Here is a 20,616-nt window from a genome sequence, read left to right as displayed (position 1 = left end):
CCGGGTTGACAGGTTAGTAAATACTCACCCATCATAGGTTAGTAAATACTCACCAACCAGAAGGACTGGAAATGCAACTCACGATCTTCGGAGCGACCGGCCGCACCGGTGGACATCTTGTTCGCAAGGCGCTCGCGGCAGGACATGAGGTCACCGCGGTTGTTCGAGGTCAGCACGCGCTCGCGGGTCATCCACGACTGCGGGTGATCACGGCCGATGTCATGAATCCCAATGACATCGCCACGACGATCCGAGATGCCGACACGGTGCTCAACACCGTCGGATCGCGGGAAAAGGGACCGACATCCGTGGCCACCGACTCCGCACTCGCCATTACCGAGGCCATGGCATCGGTGGGTGTGCGGCGGCTGATCCTGATCAGCAATAGCGCGAGAATCGCTGGAACGGGCGATGATTGGTTCACCCGATTCGTGGTCAAACCGCTCATTCTGCGTCCGCTGCTGCGGCACAGCCTCGACGATATGGCCGGAGCCGAACAGGCGACGCGCGACAGCGCGGTGGATTGGACCATTGTCCGAGCACCGCAGCTCACCGACCGTCCGGCGCAGGGTTCCTACCGAAGGGCGATCGAGCGCAATGTGACCTTCGGCATCCGGATCAGCCGCGAAGACCTCGCCGCCTGCCTGCTCGACCTGGCGGCCGATCCGGGATCGATCCACCAGCACATCAACGTCGCCAACTGACTCGCCTTGCGATAGCGGCCGGGCGGCGTAGCGTTTCCGGATATGGAGCCGACCACCGAAGTGGTGACGGCACGTCCGGCACCGGCGCTCGCGGCGTTCATCGATGGGTACGTCGGGTATCGACTGTGCGGGTTCGCGCCCGGACTGCATCGGGGGCTGCCGTCGCGGCATATGACGTTCATCGTGTCCATCGGGCCGAGCATTGACGTTGTCACACAGACCGATTCGCGGCAGTCGCCCGCGGACTACCGGTGTGTGCTGAGCGGCTTGCAGGCCAGTTCGGCGGTCATCGCGCACAACGGGTATCAGGAGGGAATCGGCATCGAGCTGACGCCGCTCGGCAGCCGGGCGCTGTTCGGGATGCCCGCGAGTGCGCTGTGGAACACGTCGGTCGAATGTGCCGAGGTGACAGGGCCGGTCGGGCGTCAGCTGTGGGAGCAACTGCAGGAGCTGGGCACCTGGCCGGACCGCTTCGCCGCCTGCGACCGGATCTTGACCGCGCTGACCTGCCACGACCGCCTGGTGACACCCGAATTGACCTGGGCCTGGCGGACTTTGGTCGACACCGACGGTGCGGCGCAGATCGGTACGCTCGCTGCGGAAATCGGCTGGAGCCGCCAGCATCTGGCCCGCCGCTTCGGCGCGGAATTCGGCCTCAGCCCGAAACTCGCCGCCCGAATCGCCCGCTTCGAACGAGCCCGGCGCATGATCGGACACACGCCGTCCTACGTCACGATCGCTCAGGTGGCCGCGACCTGCGGTTACTACGACCAGGCCCACCTGAATCGCGATTTCGCGGAGCTGGCCGGCTGCAGCCCCACCATATGGCTTGCGGAGGAAATTCCATCCGTCCAAGACCCGGCGGGGTCCGGCGGGTGAGGCTGGATCCATGACGACACCAACGCATTCCACCGCGACCCGCACCGCCGTCTGGCCGTGCCTCAATTTCACCGACGCACGCGCGGCAGTTGCCTTTCTGACCAGCGCATTCGGCTTCGAAGAGACCGCGCTCTACGCCAGGGAGGACGATCCGTCGTTCATCGAGCACGGTCAGCTGCGCTGGCCGCTCGGTGGCGGCATCATGTTCAGTTCCATCGGCAAGGGCGATAACCCGTTCTGTGCGCGGGGGCCGGGAACCGACTCGATCTATCTCGTCTGCGAGGACCCCGATGCCCTGCACGACCGCGCCGCCGCCGCGGGAGCGGAGGTAGTGCGCGGACTGCGCGATGAGGACTACGGTTCGCGCGGCTTCACCGTTCGCGATCCAGAGGGCAATCTCTGGAGCTTCGGCACCTACTGGGGCGAGTAGGCGCGCGTCGGCGTTCGGTCGCGGAAGGGCGATGGGCCGCGGCCGCGGCCGACGTGACCGTCAACGACCGCCGAGACCGGACGCCGCGATACCGCGCACGAACGCACGTTGCGCGATCGCATAGACCACCACCAACGGCAGCAGAATCACCACGGCCGCAGCCATGAGAATCGGCCATTGTGTGTGGTACTGACCCTGTAGCCGAACCAAACCCAAAGTGGCGGTGGCAATGTCGTTGCGCTGGATCATGATCAGCGGCCACAGGAAGTCGTTCCAGACGGTGATCCAGGTGAGCACGCCGAGCACCATGAGCGCGGGACGGGTGTGCGGCAATAACACCCGCCAGAACACCTGCCAGGTGGTGCAGCCGTCGACGATCGCCGCCTCCTCGAGCTCGGCGGGCAGCGTCCGGAAGAACTGGCGCATCAGATAGGTGCCGAATGCGCTGCCGAACAGCCCGGGCACGATCATCGCCCAGGGCGTGTCCACCCAGCCGAATGCGCGCATGAGCAGGAATTGCGGGATCACAGTCACGGTCAGCGGCACCATCAGCGTGCCGAGATAGGCCAGGAACAACACGTCTCGTCCGCGAAATCGCAAGCGCGCGAACGCGTATCCGGCCAGCGAACAGAAGAACACCTGCCCCGCCGTGACGCACAGTGCGTAGCAAGCGGTATTGGCCAGCATCCGCCCCAGCGGCAGTAGTTCGAAAACCTTCCCGTAGTTGGACCACTGCGGACGCGCGGGAATCAGTGTCGGCTCGGTGATCTCGCCATCACGCTTCAACGAACCCGATAGCGCCCACAGGATCGGCCCCAGCGCGCACCAGGCAATGCCGATCAGGGCCACGTAGATGAGAACCCCACGCACCGTTCGGCGCGCAATGGCCCGTTGCACCCGTCCATGAGCTGGCCGCGCACTGCCCGCAGCGGGCGTATTGCCGATGCACCGCACCGGAAGCGATCGCCGCACCATCTCCGACGTACTCATAACTCCACCTCCGCCCGCCGCGCGAACCGCAACTGCAATAGCGTCAGCACCAGCAGAATCGCGAAGATCACCCACGCCAGCGCCGCCGCATACCCGACCTCGTAGAACCCGAAGGCGTTCTGGAACAACATGATTCCGAGCAGATAGGTCCCGGTCTCCGGCCCGCCGTTGCCCCCGGTCAGCGCATACGCCTGATCGAAGGCCTGCACCGAATTGATAATGGTGATGACGAAGACGAACGACAGCGGCCCGCGAATCAGGGGCAGCGTGACCGACCAGAACCGCCGCAGCGGCCCCGCCCCATCGATGCGCGCTGCCTCGTACAGCGTCTCGGGTACCCCCTGCATCGCCGCGAGCAGGATGACCGTCGCGAAAGGCACGCTCTTCCATACGGTCACGATGCTCAGCGATACCAGCGCCCAATCCGGATCGGTCAGCCATGGCAGCGGATCGATGCCGACCCAGCCGAGCATGATGTTGAGCAGCCCGTCATCGGTGGTGAAGATGAAGCGCCACACCACCGCCATCGCGACGGTCGAGGCGACCAATGGCAGGAATGCGATGGTCCGAAATATCCCGATACCGGCCAACTTCCGATTGAGCACCGCTGCGACCGCCAGCCCGATCACCACCGTCGGCACCAGTGTCAACACGGTGAATACCGCGGTATTGCGCAATGCGATGAGGAACAACGGATCCGAGGCGAACAACCGCCGATAGTTCGCCACCCCAACGAACCGCGGCGCACTGAACAGATCCCACGACTGCATACTCAGATATAGCGAAACCGCGAGCGGAAACAGCAAGAACACCACCACCGCGGCCACATTCGGCGCCACGAACGCCCATCCCGCCCGCTCCCGCCGCCGCGCCAAGTGTCCCCGCTCCCGCGGCACGCCGCGGCGCGGCCTTCGGGCGGTCTGTCGGAGCCATATGCCGATCGATTCGCGCAGTTGTGTTGGGGTCACGGGGATTCCAGGAGGGTGTCGATATCGGCGGTCAGGGCGGCGCTGATGGAGTCGGCGGTGGCGGCGCCGCGTAGCACGCGGTTGCCGCCGCGCTCCAACAATGCGGAAACCTTGCCCCAGACGGGAGTAACCGGTAGCGCACGCGAATTCTCCGGCCCCTCCGTGAAAACCTGCAGGTTGCGTATCTCACGATGGGCAGCCGCGAATCCGGGTGCACCCATTGCCGATTTCAGCACGGGCACGAATAGTCCGGAGGCCGCGATAATGGCCTGCCCCACCGGGCCGGTCGCGAATTTGACGAATTCCCAGGCCTGTTCGATGCGCGGACTGTCCGCGGCGATGGACAGCCCGGTGCTGCCGACATCGGTAATCGAACCCGGGCCTCCGTGCGGACCGACCGGCAGCACCGTGACATCGATGGGCAGATCATCGTGTCCGGCGAATTCGGAATACAGCCAGTGTCCGCCCATCGCCATGGCCGCCCGGCCGCGCCGGAACAGATCCGGCGCCGAAACCGACTGCTGGTCCGCGACTTTCGGCGCAACCCGATGGCGCACCGCCAGATCGGCATAGAACTGGAACCCCTCGGCAAACCGGGGATCACCGAGATCGGTCCTGGTCGGATTCACCGACGGCGTGAACCACTCGGCTCCGTTGTTCATCCCGAAGCAGGCGGCCGAGAAGTACGGCACCCACGCGTCGGCGAAGCCCCACTGCCGGGTCCGGCCGGACGGCTCGCGGTGCGTGAGTGCCTTTGTAGCATCGAGGAATTCGTCGAATGACCAGGCCTCGCGCCACCGAGTCGGTGCACTGAGCCCGGCTCGGGCGAACAGCTCCCGGTTGTAGTAGAGGAATACCCCGGACCACTGCTCCGGCAGTGCGTATTGCCCACCGGCGTAGGTGAACGTGTCGTACAGCGTCGGGTAGCTGTCGGCGCGCAGTGCCGCGGCGTATTCGGGCTCCCGATCGAGCAGGGTGCGCAGATCCAGCAGCACCCCGCGCTCGGCGAGTCCGGCGTAGAGCAGCTCCCACGCCATCATGACGTCCGGACATTTGCCGCCCGCGCAGTAGGTGAGCATCTGTTGCAGTGGGTCGGGCCCGGACATGATGGTGCGAATCCGGATGTCCGGGTGCCGCTTCTGAAATTCGTCGATGATCCGCAGCCGGACCCGCGCCTCCTCCGGCCTGGCCTGGAAGAAGAAGGTCAGCGCGTTGTCATCGGATGCACAGCCGGTGGCGGCGAGCAGCGGCGCGGCCAGCACCGAGCCGAGCAGCGTGCGCCTGCGCAAAACGGCCCTCCTCCAGGCGGATGTGGAGCTTGGCGGAATCGCATGGCAGCATACGTTCGGCAACACCGAGGTGACGGCCGACACACGAACAAAACTTAACGTTGTCCAAAGCCGAAGGAAAACGGCCGCGTTCGGCGTCACCAATCGGATACGTTGTCACGAGTTCGAGCAGCATCCTGCGCGTTTTACAGGAGAGAAGACGGATGGCGACAATCGAATATTTGCGGACGGATCCCGATCTGCCGCCCGTCGGGGTGGTCGATCGATCGCCGATCACACCAAGGAAGAAGGCGATCTTCGGGGCCATCGCGGTCGTCGGCGCGATCGCCTGGGCCGTCCTCGCCATCTCGCGCGGTGAGAACGTCAACGCGGTATGGATCGTGGTCGCGGCGGTCTGCACGTATGTGACCGCCTACCAGTTCTACGCCAGGCTGATCGAATACAAGATCGTCAAACCGCGCGACGATGTGGCCACTCCCGCCGAGGCCATGGAGAACGGCACCGACTACATGCCGATGGACCGGCGGGTGCTCTTCGGGCATCACTTCGCCGCCATCGCCGGTGCCGGTCCGTTGGTCGGACCGGTTCTGGCCGCCCAGATGGGTTATCTGCCAGGCACGATCTGGATCATCGTCGGCGTGGTCCTGGCCGGTGCGGTGCAGGACTATCTCGTGCTCTGGGCCTCGTCCAAACGTCGCGGTCGCAGCCTCGGACAGATGGCCCGCGATGAACTCGGCCCGATCGGCGGCGTCGCCGCGATCATTGCCGTACTGGTGATCATGATGATCCTGCTCGCGGTGCTCGGCATCGTTGTCGTGCAGGCGCTGGCCGCGGTGAAGGGGCCCGACGGTGCGCTGCACGGCGGCAGCCCCTGGGGTGTGTTCTCCATCGGCATGACCATTCCGATCGCGCTGTTCATGGGCCTGTATCTGCGGTTCCTGCGGCCGGGTCGGGTCGGCGAGGTTTCGCTGGTCGGCTTCGCGCTGCTGCTGTTCGTGATCATCTCCGGACGCTGGGTGTCCGAATCCGGTTGGGGCCGTGATCTGTTCACCCTGTCCGGCACCACCATCGCCTGGCTGCTGATCATCTACGGTTTCATCGCCTCGGTGCTGCCGGTCTGGATGCTGCTGGCACCGCGCGACTACCTGTCGACCTTCATGAAGATCGGCACCATCGGGCTGCTCGCCCTCGGCATCGTATTCACCATGCCGGTGCTGAAGGCGCCGGCGGTATCGCAGTTCGCGCACAACAGCAACGGTCCGTCCTTCGCGGGCAGTCTGTTCCCGTTCCTGTTCATCACCATCGCGTGCGGCGCGCTGTCGGGATTCCACTCCCTCGTCTCCTCCGGCACCACACCCAAACTGCTGGAGAAGCAGTCGCATGCGCGGATGATCGGCTACGGCGGCATGCTGATGGAGTCGTTCGTCGCGATCATGGCGATCATTACCGCGAGCATTATCGACCAGCACCTGTACTTCGCCATGAACGCGGGCGCCGGGCTCACCGGCGGCACCGCCGAGAAGGCCGCCGCCTACACCAATTCCCTTGGTCTGAGCGGTGATCCGATAACGGCGGGTGAACTCACCCAGACCGCCAAGGATGTCGGCGAGACCAGCATCATCTCGCGCACCGGTGGCGCGCCGACGCTGGCGATCGGCATGTCCCAGGTGATGTCGCAATTCCTCGGTGGCTCCGGGTTGAAGGCCTTCTGGTACCACTTCGCGATCATGTTCGAGGCGCTGTTCATCCTCACCACCATCGATGCGGGTACCCGGGTCGCGCGCTTCATGCTCTCGGATTCGCTCGGCAACCTCGGCGGTCCGGCGAAGAAGTTCAAGGATCCGTCGTGGCGGCCCGGCGCCTGGCTGTGCTCGGCCATTGTGGTCGCAGCCTGGGGTTCGGTGCTGCTGATGGGTGTGACCGATCCGCTGGGCGGCATCTACACGCTGTACCCGCTGTTCGGCATCTCCAACCAGCTGCTCGCCGCCATCGCGCTCACCGTTGTGCTGACCATTCTGATCAAGAAGGGCCTGGTGAAGTGGGCGTGGATTCCGGCGCTGCCGCTGATCTGGGATCTGACGGTGACGATGACCGCATCCTGGCAGAAGATCTTCTCCGCCGATCCGAAGCTCGGATACTGGAAGCAGCACAGTAACTACAGTGCCGCCCGCGACGCCGGAAAGCTGTTGGCGCCAGCCAAGAATGCCGACGATATGGACAAGATCGTGCGCAACACGTTCATCCAGGGCAGCTTGTCGGTCATCTTCGCGGTGCTGGTGTTGATCGTCGCGGTGGTCGGTGCCGTGGTGTGCCTGCGCGCCTGGCGCGCGGGCGGCGGACCGAGCACCGAATCACCGGACGAACCGTCGAAGATCTTCGCACCGCGCGGCTTCATCGCCACTGCGGAAGAGAAGGCGGTGCAGAAGGAATGGGCTGCCCTGATCGAATCGGGGCAGGTCCGCGCGCCGGGCGCCGCACACGCCAAGAGCGCCACGGCGGAACCGGCGGAACCGGCCGAACCGGCGGCACATTGACCGCAGCAGCGCAGCCCAGTGACGGCCGGTCGCCTCGACCGGCCGTCATTCGGCGTCTGCGGAGCGCCGGAAGTGCCGGTGCGATACGGATTCGCGCGGTCGGATCGTGGTTCAACGCGGTCCTCGGCGGACAGGATTACCAGCGCTATGTGAACCATCTGCAGCGCAACCATCCCGGATGTGAGATCCCGTCCGAACGCGAGTACTGGCGTCGACGCCATGCCGATGCCGATAACAATCCGCAGAATCGCTGCTGCTGACCCGAACCCGTGCCGGCGCGGGACTATTCGATGGTCAACTGAGTCTTGCCACCTTCGTGATCCAATAGCCAGCGTTTAACCGGCAGCCCCCAGCGGAAACCGCCGAGCGCGCCGCCGATGCGCAGGACCCGATGGCACGGCACGAACAGCGCCGCGGCATTGCGGGCGCAGGCATTCGCGGCGGCACGGGTGGCATCGGGACGGCCGGAGATCGCGGCGTATTCGGTGTAGGTGACCGGATCGCCCGCGGGGATCTTGCGCAGCACTTCCCATGCGTGCATGAGGAATTCGCCGGATCGCTGGCGCACCGCGATCGCATCGATCGCGGTCAGCTCGCCGCGGTGGTATGCCGCGATCGCCCGAGTTACCGCGCCGAGTTCGTCGCGTCGGCGCAGCTGGTCCGGACGCAGGCTCGGATGGATCAGCTGCCGCAGATTCTCGGCATCGGCGGTCCAGCCGGAGGCCAGTACGGCGCCCTCGGCGTCGACCAATGCGGTGAACGGGCCGATCGGCGTATCCATGGTCGCGAAATCGGTTGGCGCATTCACAATTCGGTCTTCGCTTTCGCTGTGGCGACCGACTTCGTCGCGGATGACTTCGGCGGACTGGTTTTGCGACCGGCGAGCGCGGCCTTCCACAGCTGCATGGACAGATACGAGCGCCACGGCGCCCAGCGCGCGGTATCGGACAGGTCGACACCGAGCAGGGTGGCGCCTTGGCGGACAACGAGATCGGTGTCGAGCAGGACATCCGGATCGGCCAGCAGCCGCATGGTCACGTAGTCGGCGGTCCACGGTCCGACGCCGTCCAGGGCCAGCAGTTCGCGACGCAAATCGGTGGCGGTGCGGCCCTGGTGCAGCACCAGGTCACCCGAGGCGAGGGTCGAGGCGACGCCGATAATCGAGCGGATCCGGCGCGCCGGACCGGTCAGCACGTCGGCCCCGCGTTCGGCGATCGCGGCCGGGGTGGGGAACAGCCGTGATACCGGTCCGTCGATCGGCTCGCCGAGCGCCTCGACCAGCCGGGCGGTATGGGTCGCGGCCGCGGCTACCGAGATCTGCTGTCCGATCATGGTGCGCAATAACAACTCCGGGCCATCGAGGCAGCCGGGCACCCGGATACCCGGAGTGAACTGCGGACGAGCGGTGGCGCGGCGGGCGGTGGTCGCGCCGACATTGAAGGGATGGTCGGCGGGTGCCGCACCGGCATCCGGGAGATCCCGCGCCGATGTCACGACGACATCGGTATCGGCTGGCACCACACCGAGCGCCTCATCGATGCCGACCGGGTCGGCGTCCAGATCCAGCAGGTGCCGCAGTCGCGCGACGGTCGGCGCGAGATCGCGCATATCGTGCAGGGACAGTTCGGCGCGGACATGATCGCGCTGGAAACTCAGTCGCGCTATCGCATGCCCGTGCGGGGTACGCAGACTGCGGGTGTAGGCACGGTCCTCCCACAGCTCCATGCCCGGTGACACGTGTGCGGAGAGAAACCACTCCAGCCAGCTCCGATCCAGCGGTTCCCGAAATGGCAGGCGCAGCGCCAGCGAACCGTTGGTGGCGGCCACGGTGGGATTTCCCGAGCGGGTCAACCGCTGTGCCTCGGTGCGCATGGTGGTGGGGCTGACCGCGAATACCTCGCGGACGGTGTCGTTGAACTGGCGAATGCTGGCGAATCCCGCCGCGAAGGCGATATCGGACATCGGCATATTCGTGGTCTGGATGAGCAGCCGCGCGGTGTGCGCGCGATGCGCCCTGGCCAGCGCCAGCGGACCGGCGCCGAGTTCGGTGGTGAGCACCCTGGTCAACTGGCGTTGTGAATAGCCGAGGGTGGCGGCCAACGCGGGCACGCCGCCGCGCTCGATGACGCCGTCGCCGATGAGCCGCATAGCCCGCGCGGCCAGATCGGCGCGGGTGTTCCACAGCGGCGATCCGGGTGCGGCATCGGGCAGACAGCGGCGGCAGGCCCGGTATCCGGCCTGCTGCGCGGCCGCGGCCGTCGGTAGGAACGTCACATTCGTCGGCTTCGGCGTGATTGCCGGACATGAAGGGCGGCAATAGATTCCGGTAGTCCGCACGGCGGTGAAGAACTGGCCGTCGAATCGGGAATCCCGGGTCGACACCGCCCGATAGCAGCGCTCGAAATCCAAAGCCGTGATCGTCACCCAATCCACAATGTCAGTAACCCGCACCGAGCGCTAGCGGAAATCTGCCATAAACCCCCATGGTATGCGCGGGCGATCTGTTACAGGAGCTGATCCGGTCGACCGGCCGCGTAGCCGCCAGATACTCCCGGAAGAGGTCCGACTGTCTCGACGGAATCGGAACTGGAACAGCGTATGGACGGCAACACCGGACCGGTCCCGGGAAGCTCGGCAGGCTCGGCAGGCTCGGCAGGCTCGGCAGGCTCGGCAGGCTCGGCAGGCTCGGCAGGCTCGGCAGGCTCGGCAGGCTCGGCAGGCTCGGGAGAGCATCGAGACAAGGCGACCGAACCAATGTGTATCGCGCAAGGCGGTCTCCCGGCGAGCGACCGAGCGGTCTTCGGCGCCGCCGGGTAGCGACGCGGTCGGCTCAGGCGACGGTGGTGCGCAGTTGCGAGCCTGCCCGGCCACGGATGACGTGCAGGCGGCTCGGGATGCGCTGGCGCATTTCATCGACATGGCTGACCAGGCCGACCACCCGCCCGCCCGCGCGGAGTTCGTCGAGGACGCCCATGACCGCGTCGAGGGTATCGGCGTCCAGACCACCGAAGCCCTCGTCGATGAAGATGGTGTCGAGGACCACGCCGCCCGATTCGGCCGCGACGGTGTCGGCGAGGCCGAGGGCCAATGACAGTGCGGCCATGAAGGTTTCGCCACCGGAGAGGGTTTTGGCGGGGCGGATGGCGCCGGTGTAGTCGTCGCGGATATCGAGGCCGAGGCCGCCGCGTCGACCGCGTGGACCCGCCTTGTCGGAGTGTACGAATTCGTAGCGCCCGCCCGACATTCGGCGCAGCCGAACCGAGCCCGCCAGCGCCACCTCCTCCAGCCGGGCGGCGAGCACATAGGAGCGCAGTGACATTCGGCGGTTGTTCTCGCCGCGCCCCGCCACCACCTCCGCGAGCCCGGCCAGTTCCTCGTGGGCGCGCTGAACCGGGGCGATACGGTCCACCGCGGCCCACAGCTGTCCGCCCAAGTCCGCCAGGAGATTCACCCGGCGAGTTGCCTCGGCATCGGCGGCGACGGCGGTATTCAGCTGGGCCTGTGCGGCAGTCACCGCGGCTGCCAGCTCGTCGAGATCGCCGGGTTCGGTCGAGGCCGCGGCCTGGATCTCCGGTTCGGCGAGGACGGCCTCGGCATGTGCGCGGGCGCGGTCGGCGGCAACCAGTTCCGCCTCGATATCGTGCTGCCGCTGCGGGGTTCGCGATGCGGCGGTGACCACTCGGGCATAGGCGGTCAACCGGGCGACATCGTCCCGCGCTGGTGCGTCTACTTCGCCATTGACCTGCTCGACGATGAAACCCGCTCCCAGCGCGAGACTTTCGACGCGGTCGGCAATGACGGTGACTTGTTCCGCGGCGGCCGAGGCATCATTGCGGGCGTCGCGCAAGGCTGTCGCATCGCCGATCAGCGTATCGAGTCGGCCGCGGCGGCGGTCGATGGTTTCATCGGCGCCCGCGGCAGCGCGCAGGCGGTCGGTGAGTTCGCTGAGACGGGCGGTCGCCGTGGCGATGCGAGTCGTGACAGTGCTGCGGCGGGTATCGGATTCGCGCAGTTCGTCGTGCAGGCGGGTTTCGTCGGTGCGCAGGCGAGTCAGTTCGGCGGTGAGACTGTCCGAAAGGGCAGCGAGTTCGGCGGCGTCCTGGTAGCGGTCGGTGGCGGCGCGCAGGGCGGCGGCCAGTTCGACGCGGTCGGCATCGCCGCCGCGGGCGATGAGCGCCTCGATTTCACGTTCCAGACCGGTAATGCGCGCCAGCACCCGGTCGCGGGCGTCCTCGGCCGCGCGTTCGGTGGCGGCGGCCGCGTCCTCGGTCTCCTTCGATACCGAGCTCTGCGTCGGGCGGGCCGGTGCGGGGTGATCGGCGGATCCGCAGACCGTGCAGGGCAGTCCGTCGGTCAATTGACCGGCGAGTTCGGCGGCCATACCGGCCAGCCTGCGCTCGCGCAGTTCGAGCACCCGTTCCTTGGCGTCGAGGTGTGCGGCGCGGGTGGATTCGAACTCGATGCGGGCGTGGTCGAGAGTTGTATTGCGACTGGCAAGTTCGACGGCCGCCGCCGCTGCCGTTTGCAGCCGTTCGCATTCGGCGGTCAGCGTGGGCAGTGCGGCTGCGGCCTCGGTGGTTTCACGCAGCCTGGCCTCGATGGTGGCGATCGATTGGGGCAGTTGCTGACGCAGCCGGTTCAGTTTGTCCACTCGACCGGTCAGTGCGACGTCCTCATCGCGCAGCGTTGCCAGTTCCGAGGTGAGCCGGGTCGCGGTCGTTGCGTCGGCGCGCACCTCGTCGAGCGCGCCGATCTGTGCGCTCCACCGTCGAATGGCCGCATCGACATCGGCGGCCACGGCGACGGTCGGCGCACCGTCCGGACCCGGCTCGACCGCGATCAGCTCGATGCCCGCGATATCGGCACCAGCGGGTTCGGCGAGCAGTGCGGCCAATCGTGCCGCAATGCGTTGCGCTTCGTCCGCCTTGCGCCTGGCCTGCATGACCGCGGCGCGCGCCGCATCGATCGCCTCGGCGACCGGTGCGGCGCGACGCGCAAGTTCGAGTTCGGCCTGCAGGTCGGCGCGGTGGTCGGCCGCGACCGCATATTCGTCGAGCCGTTCGCGGGCGATGGTCATCCGGCGGCGCAGCTCGTGCAGGCGGCGCTGTTCCTCGGCAAGGGATCTGGTGCGCGCCGATTCCTGTTGGCAGCGTTCGGCTTCCGCGGCCGTCGCGGCGAGGGCGGCACGTGCGGTCGCGAGCAGGTCCTGGGACCAGCCGACCGCCTCCAGCGGTCCGACCGATTCCGCCGCCGTCTCCCCCGCGGCCACCGCGACCTGTGCGATCAACCGATCGATGCCCTGCTTGCGCGATTCGACATCGGCGGCCGAGGCCCGCCGCTTATCGGCCAGCCACTGCTCGGCACTGCCGAATCGCTCGGTGTCGAAGAGCTTTTCGAGCAGCTTCTCCCGATCCTCGTTCTCCGCGCGCAGGAACCGCGCGAAATCCCCCTGCGGCAGCAGCACGACTTGGAAGAACTGGTCCGCGCTCATGCCGAGCAGCCGGATGATCTCGTCCCCGATATCGGACAGACGAGCCAGATTCGCGCCGCGCCCGTCCAACCATTCCAATGTCGCGGCGGCATTCTCCTTCACCCAGCCGCTCTTTGCCCGCCTACTCGGCCGCTGGAATTCCGGCGAGCGGGTCAGCCGCACGCGTCGGCCACCCAGTGTCGCTTCCAGCACCACGCGCGGCGGCGTCTGCTCATCGGCATGATCGGAGTGCAGCCGCTTACTCTCGCCGCGCGCGCCGGGCACACTGCCGTACAGCGCGAACGCGATCGCATCGAGCACCGTCGTCTTGCCCGCCCCCGTCTGACCGTGCAGCAGAAACAGCCCATCCGCGCCGAGCGCGTCGAAGTCGACAACCGTGGTGTCGGCAAATGGCCCGAACGCGGTCATCTCCAGCCGGTGCAGCCTCATGCAGCGCCCAGCCTCGACTGACGGCCGCTCATGCGGACAGTTCCCCGGCCAGGGTTTCCACTGCGGCAACGACCCGTTCCGGTTCGGCGACAGCCGCGGCGAGCGCTCGCTCCAGCCAAGCCATTTCGCCTGCGGAGGGTTCGCCGCGGACATCGGTGAGGAAGCTCTGCGCTACTTCGGTATCGCGGCGGCCGTGCACGCGCTCACGGTAGCGCAATTCCGGATTACCTTCCGGGCGTGACCATTCCACGTGCACCGCATGCGGGAACCGCTCCCGCAGTTTGCGCATGGCATCGACTGGGCGGGCATAGTCGGTCAGCGTCGCCGAGACGTAGTGTTGCTCCGCCTCGGAATAGGCGGCGGCAGTGAGCAATTCGTCGAGGGTGCCGGTGAGGCGACTCAGGCCGCGCACGAGCGGAAGATCGCGGCGCTGCACCGAGCCCAGGCCGGTGGCATCCAGATCGACCAGCCATACCGCCTTGCGATGTGCGGTCTCGGCGAACGAATACGGCAGCGGGGAACCGGAATAGCGCACCGACCCCGACAGCGTCTGCGGCGAATGCAGATGCCCGAGCGCCACATAGTCGATGCCGTCGAACGCCGACAGCGGCACCGTCTCCACGCCGCCGACCGAGATCGAACGCTCGGAACCGGTCGCCTCGCCACCGACCACGAAAGCATGCGCGAGCACTACCGTGCGAGTGTCCGGCCGTTCGGCGATATCGGCCCGGATCCGGCGCATCGCCGCATCCAGGATCTGCGCATGCGAACGTGCTTGTGGCACACCGAGTTCGGCGCGAGTGATCTCCGGCTCCAGATACGGAATGCCGTAAAAGGCGATCGCACCGTGCGCATCGGATAGCAACACCGGCCGATCGGCATCGGCGACCGTGGTGCGCAGATGCAGCCCACCCGCCGCCGCGAAACTCGCCCCCGCACCGAGCCGCGTCGGTGAATCGTGATTGCCGGAAGTCGCGATGATCTGTGCCCCGGCCGCGCGAATGGCCTCGAAACCCTGGATACACACCGCGATCGCGTCGGCACTGGGAATGGACCGGTCGTATACGTCCCCCGGCAGCACGACCACGTCAACGGATTCCGCGGCCACCAATTCGGCAATGGCGGCAAGCGCGGCGGCCTGATCCGCGAGCAGATCGACCCCATGGAATGTGCGCCCGATGTGCCAGTCCGAGGTGTGCAGCATCCGCATGCCGCGAAACCGTAGGCGATGGCACCGACAGACTTCAATTGCCGCACCCGCCGTGTCGTATTCCGGCACTTCCATGCGGCGTGTTCGCGGCGTTTCATTTGAGTTTGCTGTATCAACCCCAATGACCGACCAAACAGTACGAAATCGCGGCTCGCGGCCATTCGCCGATTCGATGCTGCCAGATAGCTAGCGGGTTTCGAACTTGTCGGTGCCATGCGGCACTATCTGCGCTATGACCGCACCGATGCTCGTCGCACTGATGCTGGTGTTCGCCGCGGGGGTAGGGCTGGGCTGGCTCGGACATACCGCGCGCGCCGGGCAGCGGGCAACCGCCGCGGAGGCCAGACTCGCCGCGGCCACCGATAACGAACGGTTGCTGCGACAGTCGCTCACCGTGGCGAATGAGGATGCGGCACGCCGACATTCGCACGCCATCGGCGCCATGATCGATCCGCTGCGCGAGGCCGTCGGCGCGCTGAACCAGCACATCCAGCAGGTCGAGCACCATCGCATCAACGCCTATTCGAGTCTGCGCGAACAGGTCGCCGGCATGCAGCGCACCTCACATCAGCTCACCAGTCAGACCGGTCAGCTGGTCGCCGCGCTGCGCGCGCCGCAGGTGCGCGGGCGCTGGGGCGAGATCCAGTTGGAGCGCGTGGTGGAACTGGCGGGGATGACCAGGCACTGCGATTTCGACACCCAGGTCACCAGGGCCGCGCGCAGCGACGGCGGCACCGAGCGCACCGGCATGGTGCGGCCGGACCTTGTGGTCAGGCTGGCGGGCGGCAGGCAGATCGTGGTGGACGCCAAGGTGCCGTTCACTGCCTATCTCGACGCCACCATGGCCGATGATCCGGACGAGCGCGCCGAACTGCTCGGCCGCCATGCCAAACATCTGCGTGCCCATATCGATCAGCTGGCCGATAAGGCATACTGGCTGGCCTTCGATCCAGCACCGGAGTTCGTGGTGCTGTTCGTGCCGGGCGATCCATTCCTCGACGCCGCATTGACCACCGACTCCGCATTACTCGAGCACGCCTTCGGCCGCAATGTGATCCTCGCTACTCCGACGACTCTGATCGCATTGCTGCGCACGGTTGCCTTCGGCTGGCGACAGGAGGCACTGTCCCGCGATATGGCAACCGTTCAGCAATTGGGCCGCGAACTCTACAATCGGCTCGGTATGACCGGTCGACATCTGGACCGGCTCGGTGCGCAACTCGGCAAGGCCGTAGACGCTTTCAACTACACCGTCGCGTCGGTGGAATCGCGGGTAATGGTCACCGCGCGCAAACTCCACGACCTGGAAATAGCCGAACAGGAAGTGCCAGCAATCCAGCGCGTCGAGTCGTGGCCGAGGGCGGTCGGCTTCGCCGACGCCGACGATCAGCCGGGGTGACCGCCGTGCCGTAACACCCCCCGACGCGGCGGCAGTTAGTGTTCATAGTGTGGCTGCTTCCCAACGTGTGCGAACCCGGGTGCCCGCGCCGCATCGTTCGATCCTGCCCTCGGTGCCGGGAATCCCGGCCGGGGCAGCGGTCGGGATCGCGGTGGCGTGCACGTTTCTAGGGTTCCTGATCGATGCCCGCGGCGAGAGTAACGAGCTGACCGCGACGTTCAACACGTTGTACGTCCTGGGCTGCGTCGCGGCGGTGCTTGCCGTCCGCTACCGCGGCGTCTTCACGACGATGGTGCTGCCGCCGCTACTGCTGTTCATCGCGGTGCCGCTGGCCTATCAGCAGCTGACCGGCCACGCCTCCACCGGGCTCAAGGACATCCTGCTGAATCTGGCGATCCCATTGGTGAACCGGTTCCCGGTAATGGCGCTGGCCACTGTGCTGGTGCTGGCGATCGGTGCGGGCCGGATCCTGCTACACCGGCGCGGCGAGGCCACCGAGCGCGCCGACGAGCCCCGCAGGGGTACCAGTTGGGGCCGCAGCAATGCGCCGAAGCGTGCGCGGTCCGAACGCACCGAGGGCGGCTCACTGGCCGATGCCGCGCGCCGCCGGACCCGCCGCCCGCAGGTCGATCCGGCCGATCTCGATACCGATCTGCATCTGCCGCGGCCGAATCGGCGCGCGAATTCGGAAGTGGCGGATACGCCGCCGCGCGTCGGCGGCACCGCGAAGAGCGGCCGGGGTGAGGAACGCCCGGCCCGCGAGCGCCGACCGGATACCACCCGCGCCGCCCGACCGGCAGCGGCCCGGGGCGAAGGCGATTCGAACCGAGCCGCCCGACCGGCAGCGGCATCCACTCGGGCAGAGGGAGATTCGAACCGGGCCGGCACGGCACGACGACGCGGCGAGGCACCGCCGCCGCATCCGCAGCCCAATGTCCGCTACCGCGACCGCGATTCGAGCCGGACCGAGCGACGGCGGCCGGAAAACCTCTAGCCGGATCCGGCGCTGGCTCAGCTCAGCGACGCGAGGTGCGCAATTCCCTTGGCAGCGCGAAAACAAGAGTCTCGTTGGCCGTTGTGACCGGCTGCACATCCCCGAATCCGTGCTCGGCCAGCAGATCCAGCACACCGCGCACCAGGATGTCGGGCACCGACGCGCCGGAGGTGATGCCGATCGTGCGCACTCCGTCCAGCCACGCCAGATCCACCTCGCGGGCGAAGTCGACCAGGTGGGCCGCCTTGGCGCCCGCACCGAGTGCGACCTCGACCAGCCGCACCGAATTGGACGAGTTGCGCGAGCCGACCACGATCACCAGATCGCATTCCGGTGCCATCGCCTTCACCGCGACCTGACGGTTCGAGGTGGCGTAGCAGATGTCATCGCTCGGCGGATCCTGCAGCGCCGGAAACCGCTCGCGCAGCCGCTGCACCGTCTCCATGGTCTCGTCCACGCTGAGCGTGGTCTGTGAGAGCCAGATCACCTTGGACTCGTCGCGCACGGTGACCCGGTCGACCGAATCGGGACCGTCGACGAGTTGCACATGGTCGGGCGCCTCCCCCGCGGTGCCCTCGACCTCCTCGTGCCCCTCGTGGCCGATCAGCAGAATGTCGTAGTCGTCGCGGGCGAAGCGCTTGGCCTCCTGATGCACCTTGGTCACCAGCGGGCAGGTTGCGTCGATGGTGCGCAGATTGCGCGCGGCTGCCGACTCGTGCACCGCGGGTGAGACACCATGCGCGGAGAAGACGACCAGCGCGCCCTCGGGCACCTCATCGGTTTCATCGACGAAGATCACGCCGCGCTCGCGCAGCGTCTCCACCACGTGGCGGTTGTGCACGATCTCCTTGCGCACGTAGATCGGCGCACCGTGCTTCTCCAGCGCCTTCTCCACCGTCTCCACCGCGCGATCCACACCGGCGCAGTACCCGCGCGGCTCGGCTAGCAGCACACGCTTGCCACCGGCGGCATCGGCGGATCCGGAACCGGCCGAGCGGGCGATTCCGACGTTCAATGGGATGGCCGAAGACATGTCCCTCAGCTTACGTGCGGCCAGTGCATGCCGGACGGCCGGTCACCGCCTCGTTCAGGTCATTCTCGACACACTCCGGATAGATTGTGTGTCTGTGACACCAGTGCTTTGCATAACATCCCGTATCGGGCAGGCTAGGAGCATGTTTCGACCACCGTTCCTGGCCCGGGTCGCTGCCGGAGCCGCCGTATACGCCATCGAAGAAACGCGTCGGTTACCCACTGCCGCAATGAATTTCCCGATCACCGCGATCAGCCAGATGCTGCAGACCACCATGCACGTCCAGCAGTTCGTGACCAGCCTCGCCCTCAAGGGCGACGGCGTCTTCGACCGTCTCACCAACTCCTCCGTCGAGCAGCCCGAGTGGGCCACCTTCGACGAAGACGCGGAGCCCGAGTTCACCGCCACCGCGCGCGAAAGCCGCTTCGACCTGTACGCCCCCGAAGCCGAATTCGCCCCGCACGACACCCTGACCGCCGAGGCCGCCGCCCGCGCCAGTGAGAGCAATGGTCACGTCGCCCCGATCCAGGCCATCGCCGAGCCGGAGACCGAGGTCGCGGCCCCAGCGACCGCCGAGGCAGCCGAGGCAGCCGAGGCAGCCGAGGCAGCCGAGGCAGCCGAGGCAGAGGTAGTCGAGGCAGCCGAGGCAGAGGTAGTCGAGCCCGAGGTAGTCGAGCCCGAGGTGGCCACCCGGTACGACTACGCCAATATGACCCTGGCCCAGTTGCGCGCCCGGCTGCGCATGCTGACCGTTGAGGACCTGACCGCCCTGCTCGACTACGAGCAGCGCACCCGCGCCAGGGCGCCGTTCGTGACCATGCTGACGAATCGGATCGCCACCGTGCGGGCCCAGTGAGTTCGACATCGCGCAGCGATTCGCCGGGTGGGGGCGAACCCGCCGCCGCAGAGTCGACGGTTGGCCGGGAATCCTCCGGCCAACCGCTGCGTGTTTACCCGACCGCATGACACAGGACGGCTCCCCATTGACCGCATCCCCTGCCAATTCCGCCGAGCACCCGATGCCGGTGCGCTCGGTATCGATCAAGGTCGCGCAATGGATCGATCGGCTCGGCAGCATCTGGGTGGAGGGCCAGATCACCCAGATCAATCTGCGGCCGGGCACCAGCACCGCTTTCCTGGTATTGCGCGATACCTCCGCCGATATGTCGCTATCGGTGACCTGTCATCCGGACCTCATCCGCCGATCCGCAGTACCGCTGCAGGAAGGCAGCCGGGTGGTGGTCTACGGCAAACTCGCGTTCTTCACCGGTCGCGGCACGATTTCGTTGCGCGCCATGGAGATTCGCCCGGTCGGCATCGGTGAACTGCTGGCCCGCATCGAACGGTTGAAGGCACTGCTCGCCGCGGAGGGACTATTCGATCCCCGGCTGAAGCGGCCGATCCCGTTCCTGCCCAAGACAATCGGCCTGATCACCGGTCGGGCGAGCGCCGCCGAGCGCGATGTCCTGAGCGTGGCCCGAAACCGCTGGCCCGCAGTACGTTTCGAAATTCGCAATACCGCCGTACAGGGCCCGACCGCGGTGCCGCAGATGCTGGAGGCGCTGGCCGAACTCGATCGCGATCCGGCGGTCGAGGTCATCGTGCTCGCCCGCGGCGGCGGCAGTGTCGAGGATCTGCTGCCGTTCTCCGATGAGGCGCTGTGCCGCGCGATCGTCGCGGCGACCACCCCGATCGTCAGCGCGATCGGTCACGAACCCGATAACCCGCTCTGCGATCTCGTCGCCGATCTGCGTGCCGCCACCCCCACCGATGCCGCCAAGCGCATCGTGCCCGACGCGGCCGCCGAACTGGCCGGGGTCCGCGATATGCGCGCCCGCGCCGCCGCCGCGCTGCGCGGCTGGGTCGACCGCGAGACCAGGGCATTGGCGCAGCTGCGTTCCCGGCCGGTGCTCGCCGACCCGCTGCGCGAAGTGGACCGCCGCTACGACGAGATCGAGCGCCTGCGCTCGGCCGCCCGCCGCACCGCCGAGCAGCTGATCCGCACCGAAACCACCGCAACCCGCCATCTGCGCGAAAAACTCACCGCGGTGGGACCGGCCGCCACGCTGGCCCGTGGCTACGCTGTCGTGCAGCACGTCACCGGTAAGGAACGGCATGTGGTCCGGTCCATCGAGGACGCGCCTGCGGGCAGTCAGCTGCGCATCCGGGTCGCCGACGGCGCGATCTCCGCCGCCGCGCTCGGCACTCGAGCACTGGGCAACCCCGCGCTCGCACCGAACAACACCGACACAGGGAGGAACTGACC

At 67.0% G+C, this 20,616-nt stretch carries 17 protein-coding genes; 9 read left to right on the top strand and 8 right to left on the bottom strand.

Annotated elements, in window-relative coordinates:
* Positions 1 to 71: 71 nt before the first annotated feature.
* From ABZ293_RS01785 to ABZ293_RS01775, 3 genes are read left to right on the top strand one after another with little or no spacing between them, the layout of a single operon-like run.
* Positions 72 to 704, top strand: a complete 633-nt coding sequence (locus ABZ293_RS01785; protein WP_355176798.1) for an NAD(P)H-binding protein — start codon at positions 72 to 74, stop codon at positions 702 to 704.
* 42 nt (positions 705 to 746) lie between these two features.
* Positions 747 to 1,583 carry a helix-turn-helix domain-containing protein gene (locus ABZ293_RS01780; protein ID WP_355176797.1) on the top strand — a complete coding sequence of 279 codons (837 nt, stop codon included), beginning with the start codon at positions 747 to 749 and terminating at the stop codon, positions 1,581 to 1,583.
* Positions 1,584 to 1,593: 10 nt separating this feature from the next.
* On the top strand, positions 1,594 to 2,013 hold the full coding sequence (locus ABZ293_RS01775) for a VOC family protein (protein WP_355176796.1): 420 nt from the start codon (positions 1,594 to 1,596) through the stop codon (positions 2,011 to 2,013).
* Positions 2,014 to 2,073: 60 nt separating this feature from the next.
* On the opposite strand, the gene ABZ293_RS01770 is transcribed toward ABZ293_RS01775, so the two are convergent.
* The 3 genes from ABZ293_RS01770 to ABZ293_RS01760 all read right to left on the bottom strand — a co-directional run bounded on the left by ABZ293_RS01770 (position 2,074) and on the right by ABZ293_RS01760 (position 5,260).
* Positions 2,074 to 3,003, bottom strand: a complete 930-nt coding sequence (locus tag ABZ293_RS01770) for a carbohydrate ABC transporter permease (protein ID WP_355176795.1) — start codon at positions 3,001 to 3,003, stop codon at positions 2,074 to 2,076.
* Positions 3,000 to 3,878 carry a sugar ABC transporter permease gene (locus ABZ293_RS01765; RefSeq protein WP_355177124.1) on the bottom strand — a complete coding sequence of 293 codons (879 nt, stop codon included), beginning with the start codon at positions 3,876 to 3,878 and terminating at the stop codon, positions 3,000 to 3,002. Before ABZ293_RS01765 ends, ABZ293_RS01770 begins: the two co-directional genes overlap by 4 nt.
* 89 nt (positions 3,879 to 3,967) lie before the next feature.
* Positions 3,968 to 5,260 (bottom strand): sugar ABC transporter substrate-binding protein, encoded by a 1,293-nt coding sequence (locus ABZ293_RS01760; protein ID WP_355176794.1) that lies wholly within the window; start codon positions 5,258 to 5,260, stop codon positions 3,968 to 3,970.
* 203 nt (positions 5,261 to 5,463) lie between these two features.
* Here ABZ293_RS01760 and ABZ293_RS01755 point away from each other — a divergent pair, with 203 nt between their 5' ends.
* Complete coding sequence (locus ABZ293_RS01755; RefSeq protein ID WP_355176793.1) at positions 5,464 to 7,794, top strand: carbon starvation CstA family protein; 2,331 nt, start codon at positions 5,464 to 5,466, stop codon at positions 7,792 to 7,794.
* Positions 7,795 to 7,883: 89 nt separating this feature from the next.
* Entirely contained in the window at positions 7,884 to 8,054 is a 171-nt protein-coding gene (locus tag ABZ293_RS01750; RefSeq protein WP_355177123.1) for a YbdD/YjiX family protein, read from the top strand.
* Between the two features lie 23 nt (positions 8,055 to 8,077).
* Here ABZ293_RS01750 and ABZ293_RS01745 read toward each other — a convergent pair whose 3' ends face one another.
* The 4 genes from ABZ293_RS01745 to ABZ293_RS01730 form a co-directional block, all read right to left on the bottom strand.
* Positions 8,078 to 8,575 carry a methylated-DNA--[protein]-cysteine S-methyltransferase gene (locus ABZ293_RS01745; protein WP_355177122.1) on the bottom strand — a complete coding sequence of 166 codons (498 nt, stop codon included), beginning with the start codon at positions 8,573 to 8,575 and terminating at the stop codon, positions 8,078 to 8,080.
* Positions 8,576 to 8,598: 23 nt separating this feature from the next.
* Positions 8,599 to 10,227, bottom strand: a complete 1,629-nt coding sequence (locus ABZ293_RS01740) for an Ada metal-binding domain-containing protein (protein WP_355177121.1) — start codon at positions 10,225 to 10,227, stop codon at positions 8,599 to 8,601.
* 397 nt (positions 10,228 to 10,624) lie between these two features.
* Positions 10,625 to 13,714, bottom strand: a complete 3,090-nt coding sequence (locus ABZ293_RS01735; protein WP_355176792.1) for an AAA family ATPase — start codon at positions 13,712 to 13,714, stop codon at positions 10,625 to 10,627.
* 28 nt (positions 13,715 to 13,742) lie between these two features.
* On the bottom strand, positions 13,743 to 14,924 hold the full coding sequence (locus ABZ293_RS01730; RefSeq protein ID WP_355176791.1) for an exonuclease SbcCD subunit D: 1,182 nt from the start codon (positions 14,922 to 14,924) through the stop codon (positions 13,743 to 13,745).
* A 232-nt stretch (positions 14,925 to 15,156) separates the two neighbouring features.
* Here ABZ293_RS01730 and ABZ293_RS01725 point away from each other — a divergent pair, with 232 nt between their 5' ends.
* Both ABZ293_RS01725 and ABZ293_RS01720 read left to right on the top strand, forming a co-directional pair.
* Positions 15,157 to 16,323 carry a DNA recombination protein RmuC gene (locus ABZ293_RS01725; protein ID WP_355176790.1) on the top strand — a complete coding sequence of 389 codons (1,167 nt, stop codon included), beginning with the start codon at positions 15,157 to 15,159 and terminating at the stop codon, positions 16,321 to 16,323.
* Positions 16,324 to 16,372: 49 nt separating this feature from the next.
* Positions 16,373 to 17,317: a DUF6542 domain-containing protein gene (locus tag ABZ293_RS01720; RefSeq protein ID WP_355176789.1), complete on the top strand. Its 945-nt coding sequence runs from the start codon at positions 16,373 to 16,375 to the stop codon at positions 17,315 to 17,317.
* A 22-nt stretch (positions 17,318 to 17,339) separates the two neighbouring features.
* Here the strand turns inward: ABZ293_RS01720 and ABZ293_RS01715 are convergent, their stop codons facing one another.
* The gene (locus ABZ293_RS01715; RefSeq protein ID WP_355176788.1) at positions 17,340 to 18,350 is read right to left on the bottom strand and encodes a 4-hydroxy-3-methylbut-2-enyl diphosphate reductase; all 1,011 of its coding nucleotides are present in this window, start codon (positions 18,348 to 18,350) and stop codon (positions 17,340 to 17,342) included.
* A 142-nt stretch (positions 18,351 to 18,492) separates the two neighbouring features.
* Between ABZ293_RS01715 and ABZ293_RS01710 the strand changes: the two genes are divergently transcribed.
* Both ABZ293_RS01710 and xseA read left to right on the top strand, forming a co-directional pair.
* Positions 18,493 to 19,206, top strand: coding sequence for a lipid droplet-associated protein (locus ABZ293_RS01710; RefSeq protein ID WP_355176787.1), 714 nt, complete (start codon positions 18,493 to 18,495; stop codon positions 19,204 to 19,206).
* Between the two features lie 106 nt (positions 19,207 to 19,312).
* On the top strand, positions 19,313 to 20,614 hold the full coding sequence (gene xseA / locus ABZ293_RS01705; RefSeq protein ID WP_355176786.1) for an exodeoxyribonuclease VII large subunit: 1,302 nt from the start codon (positions 19,313 to 19,315) through the stop codon (positions 20,612 to 20,614).
* The last annotated feature ends 2 nt before the right edge of the window (positions 20,615 to 20,616 follow it).

It is taken from the genome of Nocardia sp. NPDC005998, from assembly GCF_040614395.1.
Lineage (GTDB): Bacteria > Actinomycetota > Actinomycetes > Mycobacteriales > Mycobacteriaceae > Nocardia.
Note: the sequence above shows the minus strand (reverse complement) of the source record. Positions and strands in the feature narration are given on the sequence as shown.

What these genes read in the sequence shown, in the direction of transcription:
- ABZ293_RS01785 (WP_355176798.1), top strand. Translation starts at nt 72, where the DNA reads ATGCAACTCACGATCTTCGGAGCGACCGGCCGCACCGGTGGACATCTT.
- ABZ293_RS01780 (WP_355176797.1), top strand. Translation starts at nt 747, where the DNA reads ATGGAGCCGACCACCGAAGTGGTGACGGCACGTCCGGCACCGGCGCTC.
- ABZ293_RS01775 (WP_355176796.1), top strand. Translation starts at nt 1,594, where the DNA reads ATGACGACACCAACGCATTCCACCGCGACCCGCACCGCCGTCTGGCCG.
- ABZ293_RS01770 (WP_355176795.1), bottom strand. Translation starts at nt 3,003, where the DNA reads ATGAGTACGTCGGAGATGGTGCGGCGATCGCTTCCGGTGCGGTGCATC.
- ABZ293_RS01755 (WP_355176793.1), top strand. Translation starts at nt 5,464, where the DNA reads ATGGCGACAATCGAATATTTGCGGACGGATCCCGATCTGCCGCCCGTC.
- ABZ293_RS01745 (WP_355177122.1), bottom strand. Translation starts at nt 8,575, where the DNA reads ATGGATACGCCGATCGGCCCGTTCACCGCATTGGTCGACGCCGAGGGC.
- ABZ293_RS01735 (WP_355176792.1), bottom strand. Translation starts at nt 13,714, where the DNA reads ATGAGGCTGCACCGGCTGGAGATGACCGCGTTCGGGCCATTTGCCGAC.
- ABZ293_RS01730 (WP_355176791.1), bottom strand. Translation starts at nt 14,924, where the DNA reads ATGCGGATGCTGCACACCTCGGACTGGCACATCGGGCGCACATTCCAT.
- ABZ293_RS01725 (WP_355176790.1), top strand. Translation starts at nt 15,157, where the DNA reads ATGACCGCACCGATGCTCGTCGCACTGATGCTGGTGTTCGCCGCGGGG.
- ABZ293_RS01715 (WP_355176788.1), bottom strand. Translation starts at nt 18,350, where the DNA reads ATGTCTTCGGCCATCCCATTGAACGTCGGAATCGCCCGCTCGGCCGGT.
- ABZ293_RS01710 (WP_355176787.1), top strand. Translation starts at nt 18,493, where the DNA reads ATGTTTCGACCACCGTTCCTGGCCCGGGTCGCTGCCGGAGCCGCCGTA.
- xseA (WP_355176786.1), top strand. Translation starts at nt 19,313, where the DNA reads ATGACACAGGACGGCTCCCCATTGACCGCATCCCCTGCCAATTCCGCC.